Annotated in this window: 17 protein-coding genes; 7 read left to right on the top strand and 10 right to left on the bottom strand. The window is 60.4% G+C overall.

The annotated features are described in order from the left end of the window. Nucleotides 1-284 precede the first annotated feature (284 nt). The 6 genes from VC35_RS10845 (at nt 285) to VC35_RS10820 (ending at nt 4,962) form a co-directional block, all read left to right on the top strand. Entirely contained in the window at nt 285-917 is a 633-nt protein-coding gene (locus VC35_RS10845; RefSeq protein WP_046039880.1) for a TetR family transcriptional regulator, read from the top strand. Between the two features lie 293 nt (nt 918-1,210). Beyond that, a complete protein-coding gene (ureE, locus tag VC35_RS10840) occupies nt 1,211-1,711 on the top strand; it encodes an urease accessory protein UreE (protein ID WP_046039879.1) in 501 nt (166 codons plus the stop codon). Next, on the top strand, nt 1,708-2,382 hold the full coding sequence (locus VC35_RS10835) for an urease accessory protein UreF (RefSeq protein WP_046039877.1): 675 nt from the start codon (nt 1,708-1,710) through the stop codon (nt 2,380-2,382). Before ureE ends, VC35_RS10835 begins: the two co-directional genes overlap by 4 nt. Before the next feature lie 22 nt (nt 2,383-2,404). Further along, nucleotides 2,405-3,019, top strand: a complete 615-nt coding sequence (gene ureG / locus VC35_RS10830) for an urease accessory protein UreG (RefSeq protein WP_046039876.1) — start codon at nt 2,405-2,407, stop codon at nt 3,017-3,019. Between the two features lie 29 nt (nt 3,020-3,048). Continuing rightward, the gene (locus VC35_RS10825; protein WP_046039875.1) at nt 3,049-3,621 is read left to right on the top strand and encodes a HupE/UreJ family protein; all 573 of its coding nucleotides are present in this window, start codon (nt 3,049-3,051) and stop codon (nt 3,619-3,621) included. Nucleotides 3,622-3,822: 201 nt separating this feature from the next. After that, nucleotides 3,823-4,962, top strand: coding sequence for an AGE family epimerase/isomerase (locus tag VC35_RS10820; protein ID WP_046039874.1), 1,140 nt, complete (start codon nt 3,823-3,825; stop codon nt 4,960-4,962). A gap of 7 nt (nt 4,963-4,969) precedes the next feature. Here the strand turns inward: VC35_RS10820 and VC35_RS10815 are convergent, their stop codons facing one another. From VC35_RS10815 to amaB, 10 genes are all read right to left on the bottom strand, one after another. Then, complete coding sequence (locus VC35_RS10815) at nt 4,970-5,875, bottom strand: cation diffusion facilitator family transporter (RefSeq protein WP_046039873.1); 906 nt, start codon at nt 5,873-5,875, stop codon at nt 4,970-4,972. 249 nt (nt 5,876-6,124) lie between these two features. Then, nucleotides 6,125-6,886 (bottom strand): SDR family oxidoreductase, encoded by a 762-nt coding sequence (locus VC35_RS10810; protein WP_046039872.1) that lies wholly within the window; start codon nt 6,884-6,886, stop codon nt 6,125-6,127. Between the two features lie 297 nt (nt 6,887-7,183). Continuing rightward, nucleotides 7,184-7,432 carry a hypothetical protein gene (locus tag VC35_RS10805; protein WP_046039871.1) on the bottom strand — a complete coding sequence of 83 codons (249 nt, stop codon included), beginning with the start codon at nt 7,430-7,432 and terminating at the stop codon, nt 7,184-7,186. A gap of 204 nt (nt 7,433-7,636) precedes the next feature. After that, complete coding sequence (locus tag VC35_RS10800; protein ID WP_007979701.1) at nt 7,637-8,353, bottom strand: ABC transporter ATP-binding protein; 717 nt, start codon at nt 8,351-8,353, stop codon at nt 7,637-7,639. Beyond that, nucleotides 8,350-9,222 (bottom strand): ATP-binding cassette domain-containing protein, encoded by an 873-nt coding sequence (locus VC35_RS10795; RefSeq protein WP_046039870.1) that lies wholly within the window; start codon nt 9,220-9,222, stop codon nt 8,350-8,352. The genes VC35_RS10800 and VC35_RS10795 overlap by 4 nt, the downstream gene beginning before the upstream one ends. After that, the gene (livM, locus tag VC35_RS10790) at nt 9,219-10,502 is read right to left on the bottom strand and encodes a high-affinity branched-chain amino acid ABC transporter permease LivM (RefSeq protein WP_046039868.1); all 1,284 of its coding nucleotides are present in this window, start codon (nt 10,500-10,502) and stop codon (nt 9,219-9,221) included. The genes VC35_RS10795 and livM overlap by 4 nt, the downstream gene beginning before the upstream one ends. Before the next feature lie 3 nt (nt 10,503-10,505). Next, entirely contained in the window at nt 10,506-11,420 is a 915-nt protein-coding gene (locus tag VC35_RS10785; protein WP_046039867.1) for an ABC transporter permease subunit, read from the bottom strand. Between the two features lie 239 nt (nt 11,421-11,659). Next, nucleotides 11,660-12,793 carry an ABC transporter substrate-binding protein gene (locus VC35_RS10780; protein ID WP_008048115.1) on the bottom strand — a complete coding sequence of 378 codons (1,134 nt, stop codon included), beginning with the start codon at nt 12,791-12,793 and terminating at the stop codon, nt 11,660-11,662. Nucleotides 12,794-13,155: 362 nt separating this feature from the next. Next, nucleotides 13,156-14,439 carry an L-pipecolate oxidase gene (gene amaA, locus VC35_RS10775; RefSeq protein ID WP_046039864.1) on the bottom strand — a complete coding sequence of 428 codons (1,284 nt, stop codon included), beginning with the start codon at nt 14,437-14,439 and terminating at the stop codon, nt 13,156-13,158. A gap of 89 nt (nt 14,440-14,528) precedes the next feature. Continuing rightward, nucleotides 14,529-16,019 carry an L-piperidine-6-carboxylate dehydrogenase gene (gene amaB, locus VC35_RS10770; protein ID WP_046039862.1) on the bottom strand — a complete coding sequence of 497 codons (1,491 nt, stop codon included), beginning with the start codon at nt 16,017-16,019 and terminating at the stop codon, nt 14,529-14,531. 175 nt (nt 16,020-16,194) lie between these two features. Between amaB and VC35_RS10765 the strand changes: the two genes are divergently transcribed. Next, entirely contained in the window at nt 16,195-17,106 is a 912-nt protein-coding gene (locus tag VC35_RS10765) for a LysR family transcriptional regulator (RefSeq protein ID WP_046039860.1), read from the top strand. Nucleotides 17,107-17,180: the final 74 nt, after the last annotated feature.

The raw sequence follows: 17,180 nt of genomic DNA, 5'->3' as shown, positions 1-17,180 counted from the left end.
TCCACAAGGCCAAACCCTCGCTGCCGATGGTGCGGATCGCACTCCACAAGGTCAAACCCTCGCTGAAGGTGGTGGTGACCGTGTAATCGAACGCAACAGCGCCGTGAGCTAAGCCCTATGGCCGCCTTGAAAAAAAGCCCAATCCCCGGATTGGGCTTTTGACTTTTCAGCGCTCCGCTTGATAGATGCCGCACTTCCCCCGCTTGATCCCCCACAGTCGTTCGACGCCGGCAAAGCCGATTTGCTAGAGTGCGCCGCGTCACTGTCCAGAAAACGCCCTTGCGATGCTGCCCCGCGCCGAACAGAAACAACAAACCCGTAACGCCCTGATGGACGCTGCCCGGCGCCTGATGGATGGCGGCCGAGGATTCGGCAGCCTGAGCCTGCGCGAAGTCGCGAAAACCGCCGGGATCGTGCCGACCGGTTTCTACCGCCATTTTGCCGATATGGATGAATTGGGCCTGGTGCTGGTCAGCGAAGTCGGCCAGACATTCCGCGAAACCATTCGCCTGGTGCGACACAACGAATTCGTGATGGGCGGCATCATCGATGCCTCGGTACGTATCTTTCTCGACGTGGTCAGCGCCAACCGTTCGCAGTTCCTGTTTCTCGCCCGCGAGCAGTACGGTGGTTCGCTGCCGGTGCGCCAGGCCATTGGCCGTTTGCGTGAAGACATCAGCTCGGACCTGGCGGCGGATTTGTCACTGATGCCGAAACTGCAGCATCTGGACATCGCCGATCTCAGCGTCATGGCGGATCTGATCGTCAAGAGCGTGTTCGCCACTCTGCCGGACATCATCGACCCGCCAGCCGAGGCCCTGCCTGAGCACCTGACGCCCCAGGCGAAAATCACCCAGCAGTTGCGGTTTATCTTTATCGGCCTCAAGCATTGGCAAGGGCTTGGAAGTACTGAGTAACCCTTAACCTTCAGTCTGGATCAGGCCCCTGTGGGAGCGAGCTTGCTCACGATAGCGTCGGCACATAGAGAGTCGATGTGACAGACACTCCGCTTTCGCGAGCAAGCTCGCTCCCACATTGAGGCTCATCGCTTCAACTTGGTGCGCAACTCAAAAACAACGCACCAACTTCAGTCAAAAAACTCACTCCATCGACACCCATCCCACATCTCCGTCAGCCATTTCCTACACATCAGTCAATTGGCAAGCCCCTTGCTCTAGCCTGAGCATTGTCCATTGCTGGAAGCCTTCCGATGCTGGTGATTCATCGCAGAATCGACCCTCAACCCGTTTGGGCCGCCGAACTGCACCTGACGTTCGAAGCCCGCAGCAAAAGCCGTTTGCGCTGTTTCAGTGCCGAAGGCGAAGACGTCGGGTTGTTTTTGGAGCGCGGCCAGCCGCCGTTGCATGACGGCGAATGCCTGCAAGCCGAAGACGGGCGAATCGTGCGGGTCTGCGCCCGCCCCGAGCAATTGCTGCACGTCACCTGCGCCAATGCCTTCGAACTGACCCGCGCGGCCTATCACCTGGGCAACCGCCATGTCGCCCTGCAAGTCGGCGACGGCTGGTTACGCCTGCTCGACGATTACGTGCTCAAGGCCATGCTCGAACAACTCGGTGCCGTTGCCGCTAACATCGAGGCGCCGTTCCAGCCGGAACATGGCGCCTACGGCGGTGGCCATCACCACTCGCGCCACGGCGATGAAGACTTCAACTACGCGCCGAAACTGCACCAGTTCGGCGTACGCACATGAACCCGGCCTGGGCGCTGTTGCGCCTGGCCAGTCCGCAATTGCCGATTGGCGGCTACAGCTACTCCCAAGGGCTGGAAATGGCTGTGGATAACGGCCGGGTTCACGACCCCGACAGTGCGCGACGCTGGATCAGCGATCAGTTGCTTTTTAATCTGGCACGCTTCGAAGCGCCGTTGCTGCTCGCCCATTGCATGGCCGCCAGCGAGGAAAACTGGGACGAATTGCTGCAGAACTGCGAAGCGCATCGCGCCAGTCGCGAAACCCGCGAGTTGCATCAGGAGAGCCGACAGATGGGCTACTCGTTGCAACAATTGCTCAATGGCTTGCCGGAACTCGACACACCCGCCCGCGCCTTTCTCGAACAACGCAGCGAGCCACATCTGGCCCTGGGTTGGGCCTTGGCCGCGCGCGCCTGGCAGATCAGCCCGCAGGACGCCCTGGCTGCATGGCTCTGGAGCTGGCTGGAAAACCAGTTGGCCGTGCTGATGAAGACCCTGCCCCTGGGTCAGCAAGCCGCCCAACGCCTGACCAGCGAACTGTTGCCGCTGCTTCAACAAGCTCAACAGAACGCCACCCGAATCGACCCCGATCATTACGGCAGCGCCGCTTTCGGCCTGTCCCTGGCGTGTATGGCCCACGAGCGCCAGTACAGCCGCCTGTTCCGTTCCTAGGGCCCTTATTTTGGAGAATCACATGAACACACAACCCCTGCGTGTCGGCATCGGCGGCCCGGTCGGCTCCGGCAAGACCGCCCTGACCCTGGCCCTGTGCCTGGCCCTGCGCGAGCGTTACAACCTGGCCGTCGTGACCAACGACATCTACACCCGCGAAGACGCCGACTTTCTGGTGCGCAACGAAGCCCTGGCGCCGGAGCGCATCATCGGCGTGGAAACCGGTGGCTGCCCGCACACAGCCATCCGCGAAGACGCCTCGATCAACCTCGAAGCCGTGGATCAGCTCAACCGCCGCTTTCCGGGGCTGGACCTGATTCTCGTGGAGTCCGGGGGCGACAACCTCTCCGCCACTTTCAGCCCGGAACTGTCCGACCTGACGATCTACGTGATCGACGTCTCGGCCGGCGACAAGCTGCCGCGCAAGGGCGGACCGGGAATCTGCAAATCCGACCTGCTGGTGATCAACAAGATCGACCTGGCGCCGCTGGTCGGTGCCTCGCTGGAGATGATGAACAGCGACACCCAGCGCATGCGCAACGGCAAGCCGTTCGTGTTCAGCAATCAGAAAACCGGCCTCGGCCTGGAAGAGATCATCGCCTTCATCGAACGCCAGGGTTTGCTGACCGCAGCCTGATCACGACTTATCAACAAGGAAGCTTATCCATGACACTCAAACGCATTCTGGGCGCCCTGGCCCTGCTGCTGACCCCGGCCCTCGCCTTCGCCCATCCGGGGCATGGCGACAACGGCTTGATCGCCGGCATCAGCCATCCGCTTGGCGGGCTCGATCACTTGCTGGCGATGCTCGCGGTCGGTCTGTGGGCCGCACAGCAGCAAGGTACTGCGCGTTGGGCGCTGCCGTGCACCTTCGTCGGGACCATGCTGATTGGCGGACTGTTGGGTTTTGAAGGATTGAACCTGCCGGCACTGGAGAGTGGGATTGCTGCGTCGGTGCTCGCGTTGGGCCTGGCAGTCGCGTTGGCAGTGCGCCCACCGCTGAGCATGGCGGTAGGTGCGACGGCGCTGTTTGCGCTGTTCCATGGCGTGGCGCATGGTCTTGAGTTGCCGGACATGTCGAGTCCCTGGACCTATGCCACTGGTTTTGTCGCGACGACGGCGGTGTTGCACACGGCGGGTTATGCGCTGGTGCGGGTGTTGCCGCAGGCCGCAGCGCCTCTGGTGCGACTGGCGGGCGCGGCTTCGGCGGCGACCGGGGTGTGGTTGCTGGTAGGCTAGTTCTCTAGCGCCTGAATTGGCCTCTTCGCGGGCAAGCCCGCTCCCACAGGTTTTTGAAGTGTGGTTACGATCGCATTTACACCGCGGGTCCCTGTGGAAGCGGGCTTGCTCGCGAAGGCGGCCTGACAGACACCGCATCGCTCAGGCCGACCTCTCTGCTAACATGTCGCGCAATCGCCCCTGCCGTGACGACGCCAGCCAATGCCGCCTGTTTCCCGCTCCGCCTCCCAGCCTGAACTGACCGCCCTGTTCGCCTCGGTGCAACAGCACTTCCTGAACGTCATCGTGCCGCTCTGGCAAGGTCCGGGCTGGAATGCCGACATGGCGTTGCCCTACGAGGCGCTGGATGCCGAACACCAACCGCTGCCACCGCAACGCTACCGGGCCATGGCCTGTGCGCGGCAGTTGTACCTGTTTGCCAGCCTGATCGGTCAGGTGCCGAGCGCCGAAGAGCGTGCCGCCGCGTTGTTCCGCTCCTTGCAGCGGCACTTCCACGATGCCGAGCACGGCGGCTGGTTCTACAGCGTCGATGCTCAAGGTGCGCCGCTGGACCAGCGCAAGGACCTCTACACCCACGCCTTCATCCTGTTCGCCTGCGCCCATTACTGGGACAAGGTCCGCGAGCCGCTGGTGGAGTCGGTGCTCGATGCCTCGCTGGAAGTGGTCGCGCAACGTTTCGCCACGGACGACGGTCTGTACGAAGCCACCCTCGACCGCGACTGGTCGTCGCTAGACAGCGGCCCTTTGCAGAATCCGCTGATGCACCTGGCCGAAGCATTCCTCGCCACCCTGTCGGTGCGTGAAGACCTCGACGTGCAACAGGCGCTCGTCGAGTTATGCACAGCCATGCACGCACGCTTCATCGATCCGCAGCACGGCGTGTTGATGGAAAAGCCGCTGGGCTCTGTGGATAACTGGTTTGAACCGGGACATCAGTTCGAGTGGTATTTCCTGCTGGAATCCTCGGCGCTGTTACGCAATTCGACACTGCATGCCGATCTGGAGCGGGCCTTCGCCTTTACCGAGCAAGTGGGTGTCGATCAGCAGACTGGCGCCGTGCGGGCGATGCTCGACTTCGTAGCGGATGGCGGCGTCCGGGACGCCACGCAGCGTATCTGGGCCCAGGCCGAGTACCTGCGCGCGTTGACGCTGCGCCCTGACAGCGAGGCCGCTGTGCTGCGCCAGTTGCAGGCGTTGCAGCAGCGCTCGCTGCATTCCGGCGGCTGGTACGAATGCCGTGACGAGCACGGTGAAGTCAGCCGTCGCGACATGCCGTCGACCACGCCCTATCACCTGGCGACCTGTTATCGCGGGTTGGCGGAATATCTCGCCACAAGGTGAAATCCAATCACTCAATCCACTTGCGGTCCCCGGTAAAGCTGATGGTCAGCCATCGCGCGGCATCCGGCTCGCCAAGCTTCGTGGAAATTTCCTCGCGCAGACTGTCCAGTTGCCCCACACCGTCCAGCCAGTAATCCTTCGGCAATACGATGTGAATCTCGATAAAACAGGCCCTGCCGTGTTTCTGCACGTAGGAAATGTAATCGTCGAAACCATGCTCGACCTTCGCCACCTCCATCACCTGACGCACCTTGTCGTCCAGTTGATCCGGGACGATCCCCAACACATCGCGCAAGGCCGGCCCGAGGATTTGGAGCGCCGGGGGGAGCATGCCCAGGGCCAGCAGAATCAGGATCATCGGGTCGACATACACCGCCCACTTGTCGTAACCCTGAGTTTTGAGCAGCAGCGCGATGAGGAAACTCACCAGCAGTCCCGCCGAGAGCATCGCATCCACCAGCCAACTGATGTTGTCGAACTGGATCAGCGATGAGTTGAGCGTGCGATTGCGCTCGCGGACGTAGAAAAAATAAATGAGCTCAACGACAGTGAAGAACGCCGCGTAGAAGATCACCAGCCCCAGTTCGACCTCGCGGCCACCACTGATGATGCCGAACACACCGTTGAGAAAGGCATAAATAGCGACCAGGAAAATGAAGCTGCCCTCGATCACCAGCACCATGGGTTCCAGGTGCCAGGAGCCGAACTGGAAGCGCTGGTTGCTTTCCTTGGCGATCAGCCGGGCGGTGATCAGCATCAGGACCTTGATGAAGGCCGCGATCAGCGAAAAGAAGCCATCGAACAGGATGGATTGGGCGCCCGAAACAAAACCGGTGATGATCCCGGCGAATGTCACGGCGAGCATCAGGAAGGTCGATTGTTTGAGCAGCGACTGCTCGCCTCGATTACTCACTTGATCTCCTCTAAAACCTCTAGACCGCCGGGTGTGGCGGGTTGCTTGAGGGAGGAGTCTAGCTGATGTCCGGTTTTGACCGCTCTTGTGGCGAGGGGGCTTGTCGGACCGCCGCACCGCCCCGTTGGGCTGCGGAGCAGTCGAAAACCGGTGGATGAAGTACATCTGAAAAATTGAGCGCTATGGTTTCGGGGCTGCTGCGCAGCCCAACGGGGCGGTGCGGCGGTCCGACAAGCCCCCTCGCCACAATTAAGACTTACGCTCGATCGAAAACCCGGCCCAAGTCTGGCTGACCGGCATCAGCTCCAGGCTGTTGATGTTGATGTGCGCCGGGGCATTGAGCACCCAGAAGATGGTGTCAGCGATGTCCTGCGGCTGAATCGGCTCGGCACCGGCATAAGTGGCGTTGTAGCGCTCCTGGTCACCAGCAAAACGCACCAGCGAGAACTCGCTCTCGCACAGGCCCGGTTCGATGTTGCTGACCCGTACGCCCGTGCCCTGCAGGTCGCAGCGCAGGTTGACGGAGAACTGTTTGACGAACGCCTTGGTCGCGCCATACACATGGCTGCCCGGGTACGGGTAGTTGCCGGCGATGGACCCCAGATTGACGATACCGGCACCACGACCGTGCGCGATCAGGCGCGGCAACAGCAGACGGGTGCTGTACATCAGGCCTTTGACGTTGGTATCGACCATGGTGTCCCAGTCGTCCAGGTCGCACTTGGGCGCCGGATCAACACCCAGGGCCAGCCCGGCGTTGTTGATCAGCCCGCGCAGTTTGGCAAAGGATGGCGGAAGATTGGCAATCGCCTCCTCCATAGCCTTGCGATCACGTACATCGAGCACCAGGCCATGGACTTCGGTCTGCTTCGACAACTCGGCGCACAACGCATTGAGGCGCTCTTCACGACGGCCTGTCAGCACCAGTTTCCAGCCGGCCTCGGCAAAACGACGGGCACAGGCTTCACCAAAACCGGAGGTCGCTCCGGTAATAAACAGGGTGTTGGACATCGTGTTCTCCTTGCTTCGGCTGATCGCCAGCCATTGGAATAGAAAATCAGCAGGCAGCATGCCCGGCCTTGTTCACAGCGGCAACCACCGTTCAATCTGTTCAAAAAACGCTCAATCCCGGCAAGCCCTTGACCAGCGTGGCCTACAGCCATGTGCGCGCACGTTATCCACAGGCCGGTCCACAGTCTTTGGGGGCAAGTGGAAAAGCTGCAAGCCGCTATCCACAAGGCTTTGCGCGGGGTTTTGAAACTTTTTTGCTTGACCCTCGACCGCCTGCCGTGTAGCCCTTGGCCATTTTCATGACTGACGGGTCAAACCGACGATGGCGCCAAGCCAGTAACCACGGCCTTCAGCCGAGTCTTTCCAGAGTTTAGTCACAGACTTATCCACAGGCTTGTCCACGCCAATTCCATGCCTTTTCATCCCGAACAAAAAGGTTGACAAAGCGGTCTGCAAGCTGCGCAAAAACGCCTGATCAAAAAACAACCACACCTCTGCAAGCCACGGTTTAAAAGGCCCCCAGCCAGCTACTCCCACGTTATTCACAGCCGGTTCCACAGCAAACGGGGACAAGTCAAAACCGTGACAAAACAACTATTTGCAGCGGCTTTATGTCGCGCTTTACGAGCTTGGGAATATTGTTTTCCACAATTTCCCAGAGGCATGCCAAAACCCTGTGGGAGCGGGGTATTGGAGATGTAAAAAAGCCCCGGCGATTGCGCGCCGGGGCTTGTGCATAACAAAGCAGACTCAGTGCCCGCCGAGATAGGCGTTACGCACATCCTCGTTGACCAACAACTCCTTGCCGGTGCCGGTCATGCGGATTTCGCCGTTGACCATCACGTACGCCCGGTCCGACAACCGCAACGCGTGGTTGGCGTTCTGCTCCACCAGGAAGATGGTCATGCCGGTCTTGGCCAGTTCCCGCAGTGTTGCAAAGATTTGCTTCACCACAATCGGCGCCAGGCCCAGGCTTGGCTCATCGAGCAGCAACAACTTGGGCCGGCTCATCAGGGCACGGGCGATGGCGAGCATTTGCTGCTCGCCGCCGGACATGGTCATCGCACGCTGGGTACGCCGCTCTTCGAGCCGAGGGAACAGCTCGAACATGCGCTGCATGTCCTCCTTGGCGTACTTGTCACCGATAGGGATGGTGCCCATCAGCAGGTTCTCCTCGACGGTCATGTCGGGGAACACCCGCCGCCCTTCCGGCGATTGCGCGATGCCGTTGGAGGCGATGTAGTGAGACGACTTATGGGTAATGTCCACGCCCTGATAGAGGATCTGCCCGTCGGCTGCCCGTGGCTGGCCGAAGATCGACATCAGCAGGGTCGACTTGCCGGCACCGTTGGAGCCGATCAGGCTGACGGTTTCCCCTTCGTTGATGTGCAGCGAGACACCTTTAAGGGCCTGGATCGGGCCGTAAAACACGTCCAGATCCTTGAGTTCGAGGATGGGTTTACTCATACCACCTCCTCTTCTTCGGCGCCCAGGTAGGCCGCAATCACTTTCGGATCGTGACGAATCGCATCGGGTCCACCCTCGGCGATGACGATACCGTGGTCCAGCACCACGATGTGGTCGGAGATACTCATAACCATGCCCATGTCGTGTTCGATCAGCACCACGGTCAGATCGTGCTCGTCGCGCAGCAGCCGGATCATCGCGCTCAGCGCTTCGGTTTCCTGAGGGTTGAGGCCGGCGGCCGGTTCGTCGAGGCAGATGATCTGCGGACGGGTGCACATGGCGCGGGCGATTTCCAGGCGACGCTGCTGGCCGTAGGACAGTTCACCGGCCAGGCGGTTGGCGCAGTCCACCAGGTCCACCACTTCCAGCCAGTAGAACGCGTGGTCCAGTGCATCGCTTTCGGCCTTGCGATAGCCCTTGGTATTGAGGATGCCGGCCAGCATGTTGCGGTTGACCCACATGTGCTGGGCCACCAGCAGGTTTTCCAGCACCGACATTTCCTTGAACAGGCGAATGTTCTGGAAGGTCCGCGCCAGGCCTGCGCGGTTCACCAGGTGGGTGCCGCCGAACGCCTTGTAGAACAGCCGACTGGCGAAGGATTTCGGCGAAACGAAATCCGTTGGCTTGAACGGCTCGCCCAGCAACTTGATGACGTTGGTCTGTTGCCCACGAATGTTGAGTTCGATCTTGCCGCCGGAAGCTTTGTAGAACCCGGTCAGGCAGTTGAACACCGTGGTCTTGCCGGCGCCGTTAGGGCCGATCAGGGCGAAGATCGAGTTACGGTGCACTTTCAGGCTGACATCGCTCAACGCCTTGATGCCGCCGAAGTGCATCATCAGCTTTTCTACACTGAGTACGACTTCGCTCATGGCGCTACTCCTTTACGCGGGGTCACACCGGTACGGCTGATCCGAATCAGACCGCGCGGTCGCCAGATCATCATCAACACCATCAGGATGCCGAACAGCAGCACGCGGTACTCGGCAAAGCCGCGCAGCAGTTCCGGGGCGACGGTCAGCACGAAGGCTGCAATCACCACGCCGATGGTCGAACCCATGCCACCCAGTACCACGATGGCGAGGATCAGCGCCGATTCGAAGAAGGTGAACGAGGTCGGGTTGACGAAGCCCTGGTAGGTGGCGAAAAACACCCCGGCCAGACCGGCTGTAGAGGCGCCGATGGTGAATGCCGAGAGCTTGACCAGCACGTGGTTCAGGCCCATGGAGCGGCAGGCGATTTCGTCTTCGCGCAGGGCTTCCCAGGCGCGGCCGACCGGCATGCGGGTCAGGCGATGCTTGATGTACAGCACGGCCAGCACCACCAGGAACAGCACCGCGTAGATGAAGTAGTACTTCACGTCGGGGTTGTAGGCGATGCCGAAGAACTCATGGAATGGAACTCCACCGTCCTTGGCCCGCTTGCCGAACTCCAGGCCGAAGAAGGTCGGCAGAGGTGCCGGCATGCCGTTCGGGCCGCCAGTCAGCGACAACCAGTTGTTGAGGATCAGGCGAATGATTTCGCCGAAGCCCAGGGTCACGATCGCCAGGTAGTCACCGTGCAGGCGCAGCACCGGGAAACCGAGGATGCAACCGGCCAGGCCGGCGGTAATCGCCGCCAGCGGCAACACCGTCCAGAAGCCCAACCCAAGGTATTGATAACCGAGCGCCAGGCCGTAGGCACCGATGGCGTAGAACGCCACGTAACCGAGGTCGAGCAGGCCGGCCAGGCCGACCACGATGTTCAGTCCCAGTCCCAGCAGCACGTAGATCAGCCCGAGGATGACCACGCCCAGCAGGTAGGAGTTGGAGAAAAACGGCAGCACCACGGCAATGACGATCATCAGCGGGATGATCCAGCGCAACCGCGACTTGTAGTCCGGCGCCAGCACATGCACCCCGGAGCCTGTCGTTTCAAAGCCTTCGAGGATTTTCAGGCCCTTGGGTGTCTGCAGGAACATGCTCAGGGCAAAACGACCGGCCATGACAATAGCGACAATCCACGCCACGCGAGTGGGCTGCAAATTGAAGCCGTAGCCATCGAGGACGATGCCGACAATCGGGCCGAACACAATCAGAGCCACGAGGCCGGCAAGAATCGCGTCAACCAGACTTTTTTTGATATCAATGGTTTTTTTAGTGGTTGAAGACATCGCTTACACCTTCGACACAAGAGGACGGCCGAGCAGGCCTTGAGGCCGAAAGACCAGAACGAGGACCAGCAACGAGAAGCTGAAAACGTCTTTGTAGTCTGAGTTCACCAGACCGGAAAACAGCGACTCGGAAATCCCGAGGATGATCCCGCCAAGCATCGCGCCGGGCAGCGAACCAATCCCGCCGAGCACCGCGGCGGTGAACGCCTTGATCCCGATGATGAAGCCGGCATAGAAGTCGAATGTGCCGTAGTTCATGGTGATCAGCACGCCGGCCAGGGCCGCCATCGCTGCACCGATGATGAACACGTAGGAAATCACCCGATCGGTGTTGATCCCCAGAATCGAAGCCATCTTGCGGTCTTGCTGGGTTGCACGGCACATGCGGCCGAGCTTGGTGTACTTGATGATGTAGGTCAGCGCGGCCATCCCGACAAACGCGGCGACCAGAATGAAGACCCTGGTGTAGGTCAACTGAACGAAACCGGTACCGATATCAACGCGCCAGGCACCCGTGAGCAGAGTCGGAACGCCTTGTTGCTTCGCGCCCTGGGAGATCTGTGCGTAGTTTTGCAGGATCAGGGAAATACCGATCGCACTGATCAGCGGTGCGAGTCGAGTGGAGTTACGCAGGGGTTTGTAGGCGACACGCTCGATGACCCAGCCATACACCGCCGTGACGACGATGGTGAAGATCAGTGTGCCAAGCATCAGCAGCGGGAAAGATTCGATACCGAAGTAAGCCAGCAGAGCCAGACTGATTGCCGCGAGGTAAGCGGAAATCATGTAAACCTCGCCGTGGGCGAAGTTGATCATGCCGATGATGCCATAGACCATTGTGTAGCCGATGGCGATCAGGCCATAGACCGACCCGAGGGTCAGGCCGTTGACCAGTTGCTGCAGGAAAATACCATCCATAACGCAATCTCACGCAATGAGAACCTGCACATGTGGCTGTGCGGTTCTTCTAAGGAAAATACAGATTTACGTCGGAGCAATGTCAGCCACGATCAGGCAAGCCACCACGGCCCCTGTGGGAGCTGGCTTGCCTGCGATAGCGGTTGAACATTCAACAAAGTTGTCGCCTGCCAGTCCGTCATCGCGAGCAAGCTCGCTCCCACAGGGGACCCTTGGGGTTCACCCGATTGAGTCAGCCCTTACTTCTGTTTTTCCAGCTGGTGGTATTTGCCATCCTTGTCCCACTGGTAAACCACGTAGTCGGAGATTTTCAGGTCGCCCTTGCTGTCCCAGGTCTTCTCGCCCATGACGGTCTTGACCGGGTTCTTCTTCAGCCATGCAGCCGCTTCTTCGCCCTTGTTGGACTTGGCGCCGTTGAAGGCTGCTGCCAGGGTCTGGACCGAAGCGTAGGCGTACAGGGTGTAGCCTTCAGGCTCGGTACCGGCCTTGCGGAAGGCGTCTACCACGGTCTTGCTGTCTGGCAGCAGGCGTGGGTCGGCGCCGAAGGTCATCAGCACGCCGTCAACGAATTGCGGACCGCCAGCGGTGGTCACCAATTCGTCGGTCACGATGCCGTCGTCGGACATGAACTTGACGTCTTTCAGGCCTTGTTCACGCAGTTGACGCACCAGAGGACCGGCTTCCGGGTGCAGGCCACCGAAGTAGACGACGTCAGCGCCGGCGCCGCGGATCTTGGTCACGATGGTGCTGAAGTCTTTCTCGCCACGGGTCAGGCCTTCATACAGCACAGGCGTTACGCCGCGCTTGACCAGTTGAGCCTTGGTGGCATCCGCCAGGCCCTGGCCGTAGGTGTCCTTGTCGTGCAGCACGACCACTTTCTTGCCCTTGAGCACGTCGACAATGTAGTCGCCGGCCACGATGCCTTGTTGGTCATCACGCCCGCACATACGGAACATGGCGCTCAGGCCGCGCTCGGTCACAGCCGGGTTGGTGGAGCCTGGAGTGATGGCAATGATGCCCGCTTCGTCGTAGATCTCGGAGGCCGGGATGGTCGACGAGGAGCAGAAGTGACCGACCACGCCGGCGACTTTTTGGTTGGTCAGGTCTTTGGCGACCGTCACAGCCTGTTTCGGTTCGCAGGCGTCATCGCCCTTGACCAGTACGATTTTTTCCCCGTTTACCCCGCCCGCCGCGTTGACCGCATCGGCCGCCGCTTGTGCACCCTTCATGTACTGTTCGCCAAATGCCGCGTTGGCGCCAGTCATTGGTCCCGCTACGCCGATCTTGATGTCAGCCTGAGCAAACGCAGAAACACCCAGCGCAGTTGCCACTGCGAGGGCCAGAAAACCTTTCTTGTAAAACGTCTGGGACATGAGGTGGTGCTCCATGGTTTTTTTAATTGGCACTGCGACTTCACTGAATGCTCAGAGCAAGGGCCGTGCCATCGGTTTTTTATTCTGAAAAAAGTCGCTGCTTTCTTGTTATTTCGACTGTTTCGATCCCATTTTCATTGGGCGTGCAACCGTCTAAACCGCGGAAGGTAGAACCATTATTTTTTTGAGGCGCAACCCGAGCGCGCCATCATTGCAACCGCGGCTTTAAACGAAGTGCAACCAGCCTGTAACAACGTGCGTCACCGAAGTGCACACTGCTGGTGCGAGACTGCTACAACCCGCACCACTAAAGGCTAGCTGCAGATCGAAAAAGCGCCGCTTCCCACTGCAAAAATCAGCCTTCAGATCACGATCCGCAGGCACTGGCCTGCGTGATACAGCGAAAATCCCGCCTCATACAGACAGCTGCGCAACCCCACCCCGGCCAATGGCTGCATGGGCGCAAAAGGAATCGGTAGCGCTTGAGGATTTCCGTTACACAGGTAATCGGCAAAGGCCTTGCCGACCACCGTTCCCGTGGTCACGCCCCGGCCGTTGTAACCGGTGACTGCCACTAAACCGGGCGCCGGTTCGAACAGACGCATCAAATGATCGGGGGTAAATGCGATGCAGCCGGTCCACGTGCACTCCCACTCCACCGGTTTCAGGTAAGGGAAGTAATGTTGCTGCACCCTATCGGCCCAAGCCTTGAGGAACCAGGCCGGTTTCTGATTGCCATTACCCAGACTGCCAAGCAGCAGGCGACCGTCTTTGTCTCGACGGATACTGCTGAGCACCTGTCGGGTGTCCCAGGAACCCTGGCCACCGGGCAGGATTTGCCGGGCGGCTTCTTCGGTCAGCGGGGCCGAAGCCACTTGATAGTAATAACCGGGGAAGAAATTGCGCCGCAACTCCGTCCAGTCACCTTCGGTGTAGGCATTGGAGGCGATCACCACTTTCTCGGCCATGACCGAGCCCTGGGCGGTTTGCACAGACCAGCGCTGACCCTGTCGTTCGAGTCGGGTGACCGGGGAATGATCGAATAATTGACCGCCCAGGCCGATGGCCGCTTTGGCCAGCCCCGTGGTGTAGGCCATCGGGTTGAGCGTGCCGGCGCGGCGATCGAGCAATGCTGCGGCGATTTTTTTCGTGCCGGTGGCTTGCTCGCAGGCCTGGCCGGTGAGCAATTCCACCGGTGCACCGCGACGTTTCCATTGTTCTTCACGACTGCGCAAATCGGCTTCGCCGCGGGCGTTGTGCGCCATGTGCAGCGTGCCTTCGCGACGCAACTGGCAATCGATGTTGTACTTGTCCACAAGGCTGAACACCAGGGATGGCGCTGCCCCCAGCATGCGGTTGAGCTGGCTGCCGACCGCCTCGCCAAACCCGGCTTCGATCTCGTCCGGTGGAATCCACATCCCGGCATTGACTAGCCCGACGTTGCGCCCCGAACCACCATGGCCGGCGCGATGAGCCTCCAGCACACAAACGGTCTTGCCTTGCTCCAGCAGATGCACCGCCGCCGACAAACCGGTAAACCCGGCGCCGATGACGCAGACATCCACCGAAACCTCACCCTTGAGAGCCGAATTGTCCGGCCTTTGCGGCGTCAGTTTTTCCCACAGACACTCTTCGCGTAACGGCATTGCAAGCTCCTGTCGGAGCAGCTACAAGCCGCAAGCTACAAGCTGCAAGCCAGTTTGCTTGAAGCTTGTAGCTTGTAGCTTGAAGCTGCTTAATCGAACGTAATACCCTGCGCCAACGGCAACTCCAGCGAATAGTTCACGGTGTTGGTCTGGCGGCGCATGTAGCCGCGCCATGCATCGGAGCCGGACTCACGACCACCGCCGGTTTCTTTCTCGCCACCGAACGCGCCGCCGATTTCCGCGCCGCTCGGGCCGATGTTGACGTTGGCGATGCCGCAGTCGCTGCCCACCGCCGACATGAACTGCTCGGCTTCACGCACGTCGGTGGTGAAGATGCACGAGGACAGGCCCTGTGGCACGGCGTTGTTCAGGCGCAGGGCTTCCTGGAAGTCGCTGTAGCCGACCACGTACAGGATCGGGGCGAAGGTTTCGTGGCAGACCACATCGCTCTGCTCCGGCATTTCAACGATGGCCGGCGACACGTAGTAGGCATTCGCGAACTTGTCTTGCAGCTGACGCTCACCGCCAAACACCCGTCCGCCTTCGCTCAAGGCCTGTTCCAGAGCATCCTGCATGTTGTCGAAGCTTTGCTTGTCGATCAGCGGGCCGATCAGATTGCCTTCCAGCGGATGGCCGATACGCACTTTCGAGTACGCGGCTTTCAGGCGGGTGACGATTTCTTCTTTCACCGACTCATGGGCGATCAGGCGACGCAGGGTGGTGCAACGCTGACCGGCAGTGCCGACGGCGCTGAACAGGATCGCGCGAACGGCCATGTCCAGATCGGCGCTTGGACCGAGGATCATCGCGTTGTTGCCGCCCAGCTCCAGAATGCTGCGGGCGAAACGTGCGGCGATTTTCGGCGCCACTTCACGGCCCATGCGGGTGCTGCCGGTGGCGCTGACCAGCGCGACACGCGGATCATCGACCAGGGCTTCGCCGGCATCGCGACCGCCAATGATCACCTGGCTCAGGTGCGGTGGCGCATCGCTGAAATTCTTCAGCACGCGATCGAACAGCGCCTGGCAAGCCAGTGCGGTCAGCGGGGTCTTTTCCGACGGTTTCCAGATCACCGGGTTGCCGCAGACCAGCGCCAGCGTGGCGTTCCAGGCCCAGACCGCGACCGGGAAGTTGAACGCACTGATCACGCCGACGACGCCCAGCGGATGCCAGGTTTCGCGCATGTGGTGGCCAGGTCGCTCGGAGGCGATGGTCAAACCGTACAGCTGACGGGAGAGGCCGACGGCGAAATCGCAGATGTCGATCATTTCCTGAACTTCACCCAGGCCTTCCTGGGTGATCTTGCCGGCCTCCCAGGACACCAGCTCGCCGAGATCGGCCTTGTATTCACGCAGGATGTCACCCAGTTGCCGCACCAGTTCGCCACGGCGCGGTGCCGGGACCTTGCGCCACAGATCGAACGCATGATCTGCGCGACTGATGTGCTGCTCGACTTCAGCAGCGCCTTCCCAGTTCACGGCGGCGATCCTGCTGCCATCGATCGGCGAATGCACCGGCACTTTGCCGTTCTGGTACAGGGCCGGGTTCACACCTAGACGATCAAGCAATGCGGCAACCATGGGTCACTCCTCAAGCAAAAGACAGAACACGTGCAGCCGGAAATTCACGGCTGATCAGACCTGTAGTTTTAGCTGCCCGGAGGTTACTCAACAAACGACCATTAAGAGAGATATCATTCCGTTTATTCATGCTGTGCATTGCTGGCAATAAAGAGACAAGAACCAAGGACCGCCCATGCTGAATAAACGCTACTTGCCATCGATCGCTGCGTTGCAGTGCTTCGAGGCCGTCACCCGGCACTTGAGCTTCACCCGCGCCGCCGAAGAGTTGAACCTGACCCAAAGCGCCGTGAGCAAGCAGGTCGCGCAACTCGAAGAGCTGTTGCAGCACCTGCTGTTTCGCCGGGTACGCCGCCGCCTGCAGATGACGCCGGCAGGCGATCTGTACCTGGTTGAGGTACGAAAGATCCTCACGCAGGTCGAGATGTCGACCCATTACCTGCGTTCCTACGGTGGCGAAACAGAAGTACTACGCGTCTCGACACCGCCGACCTTCGGCGCGCGCTGGCTGGTGCCGCGCCTGAAAGGCTGGCGCCTGCGTCATCCGTCGATTCACCTGGACCTGTGCAGCGAGCAGGAAGCCGACGATCTGCTGCAAGGTCGCAGTGACCTGGCGTTCTATTTCGGCCAGGGCTCGCGACCGGGTACCGAATGCCTGAAGCTGTTCGGCGAAGAGCTGGTGCCGGTATGCGCCCCGGGCAGCCTGCCTGCCCAACCGTTCACCGATCCGACGCAACTGTCCGACCTGGTACTGCTGCAAAACGCCTCCCGCCCCCAGGCCTGGCACGACTGGTTCGAGCATCAGGGCTACCACACCGAGCACAGCTACCACGGCCCGCGCTTCGAAACCTTTTATATGTGCATCCGTGCCGCTCAGGTCGGCTGCGGCGTGGCGTTGCTGCCGCGGTTTCTGGTGGAAGAGGAACTGGCCGACGGCAAACTGGTCATTCCCTGGCAGCATGCAATGCCCAGCACCGACGCCTATTACCTTGCCTACCCGGAGCACTCGGCGGAAGTGCCCAAGGTGCGGGACTTTGTGAAGTGGATGCTGGAGCAGATTGATAGCCCGGATGTGGTGCAGCACTAACGTCTTGCACTTTCCCTGTGGCGAGGGGGCTTGCCCCCGTTGGGTTGCGCAGCAGCCCCAAAATTTGCAACTTC

The organism is Pseudomonas fluorescens, from assembly GCF_000967965.1.
Taxonomy (GTDB): Bacteria; Pseudomonadota; Gammaproteobacteria; order Pseudomonadales; family Pseudomonadaceae; genus Aquipseudomonas; species Aquipseudomonas grandcourensis.
The sequence above is the reverse complement of the archived record's forward strand: the minus strand, read 5'-3'. Positions and strand labels throughout refer to the sequence as shown.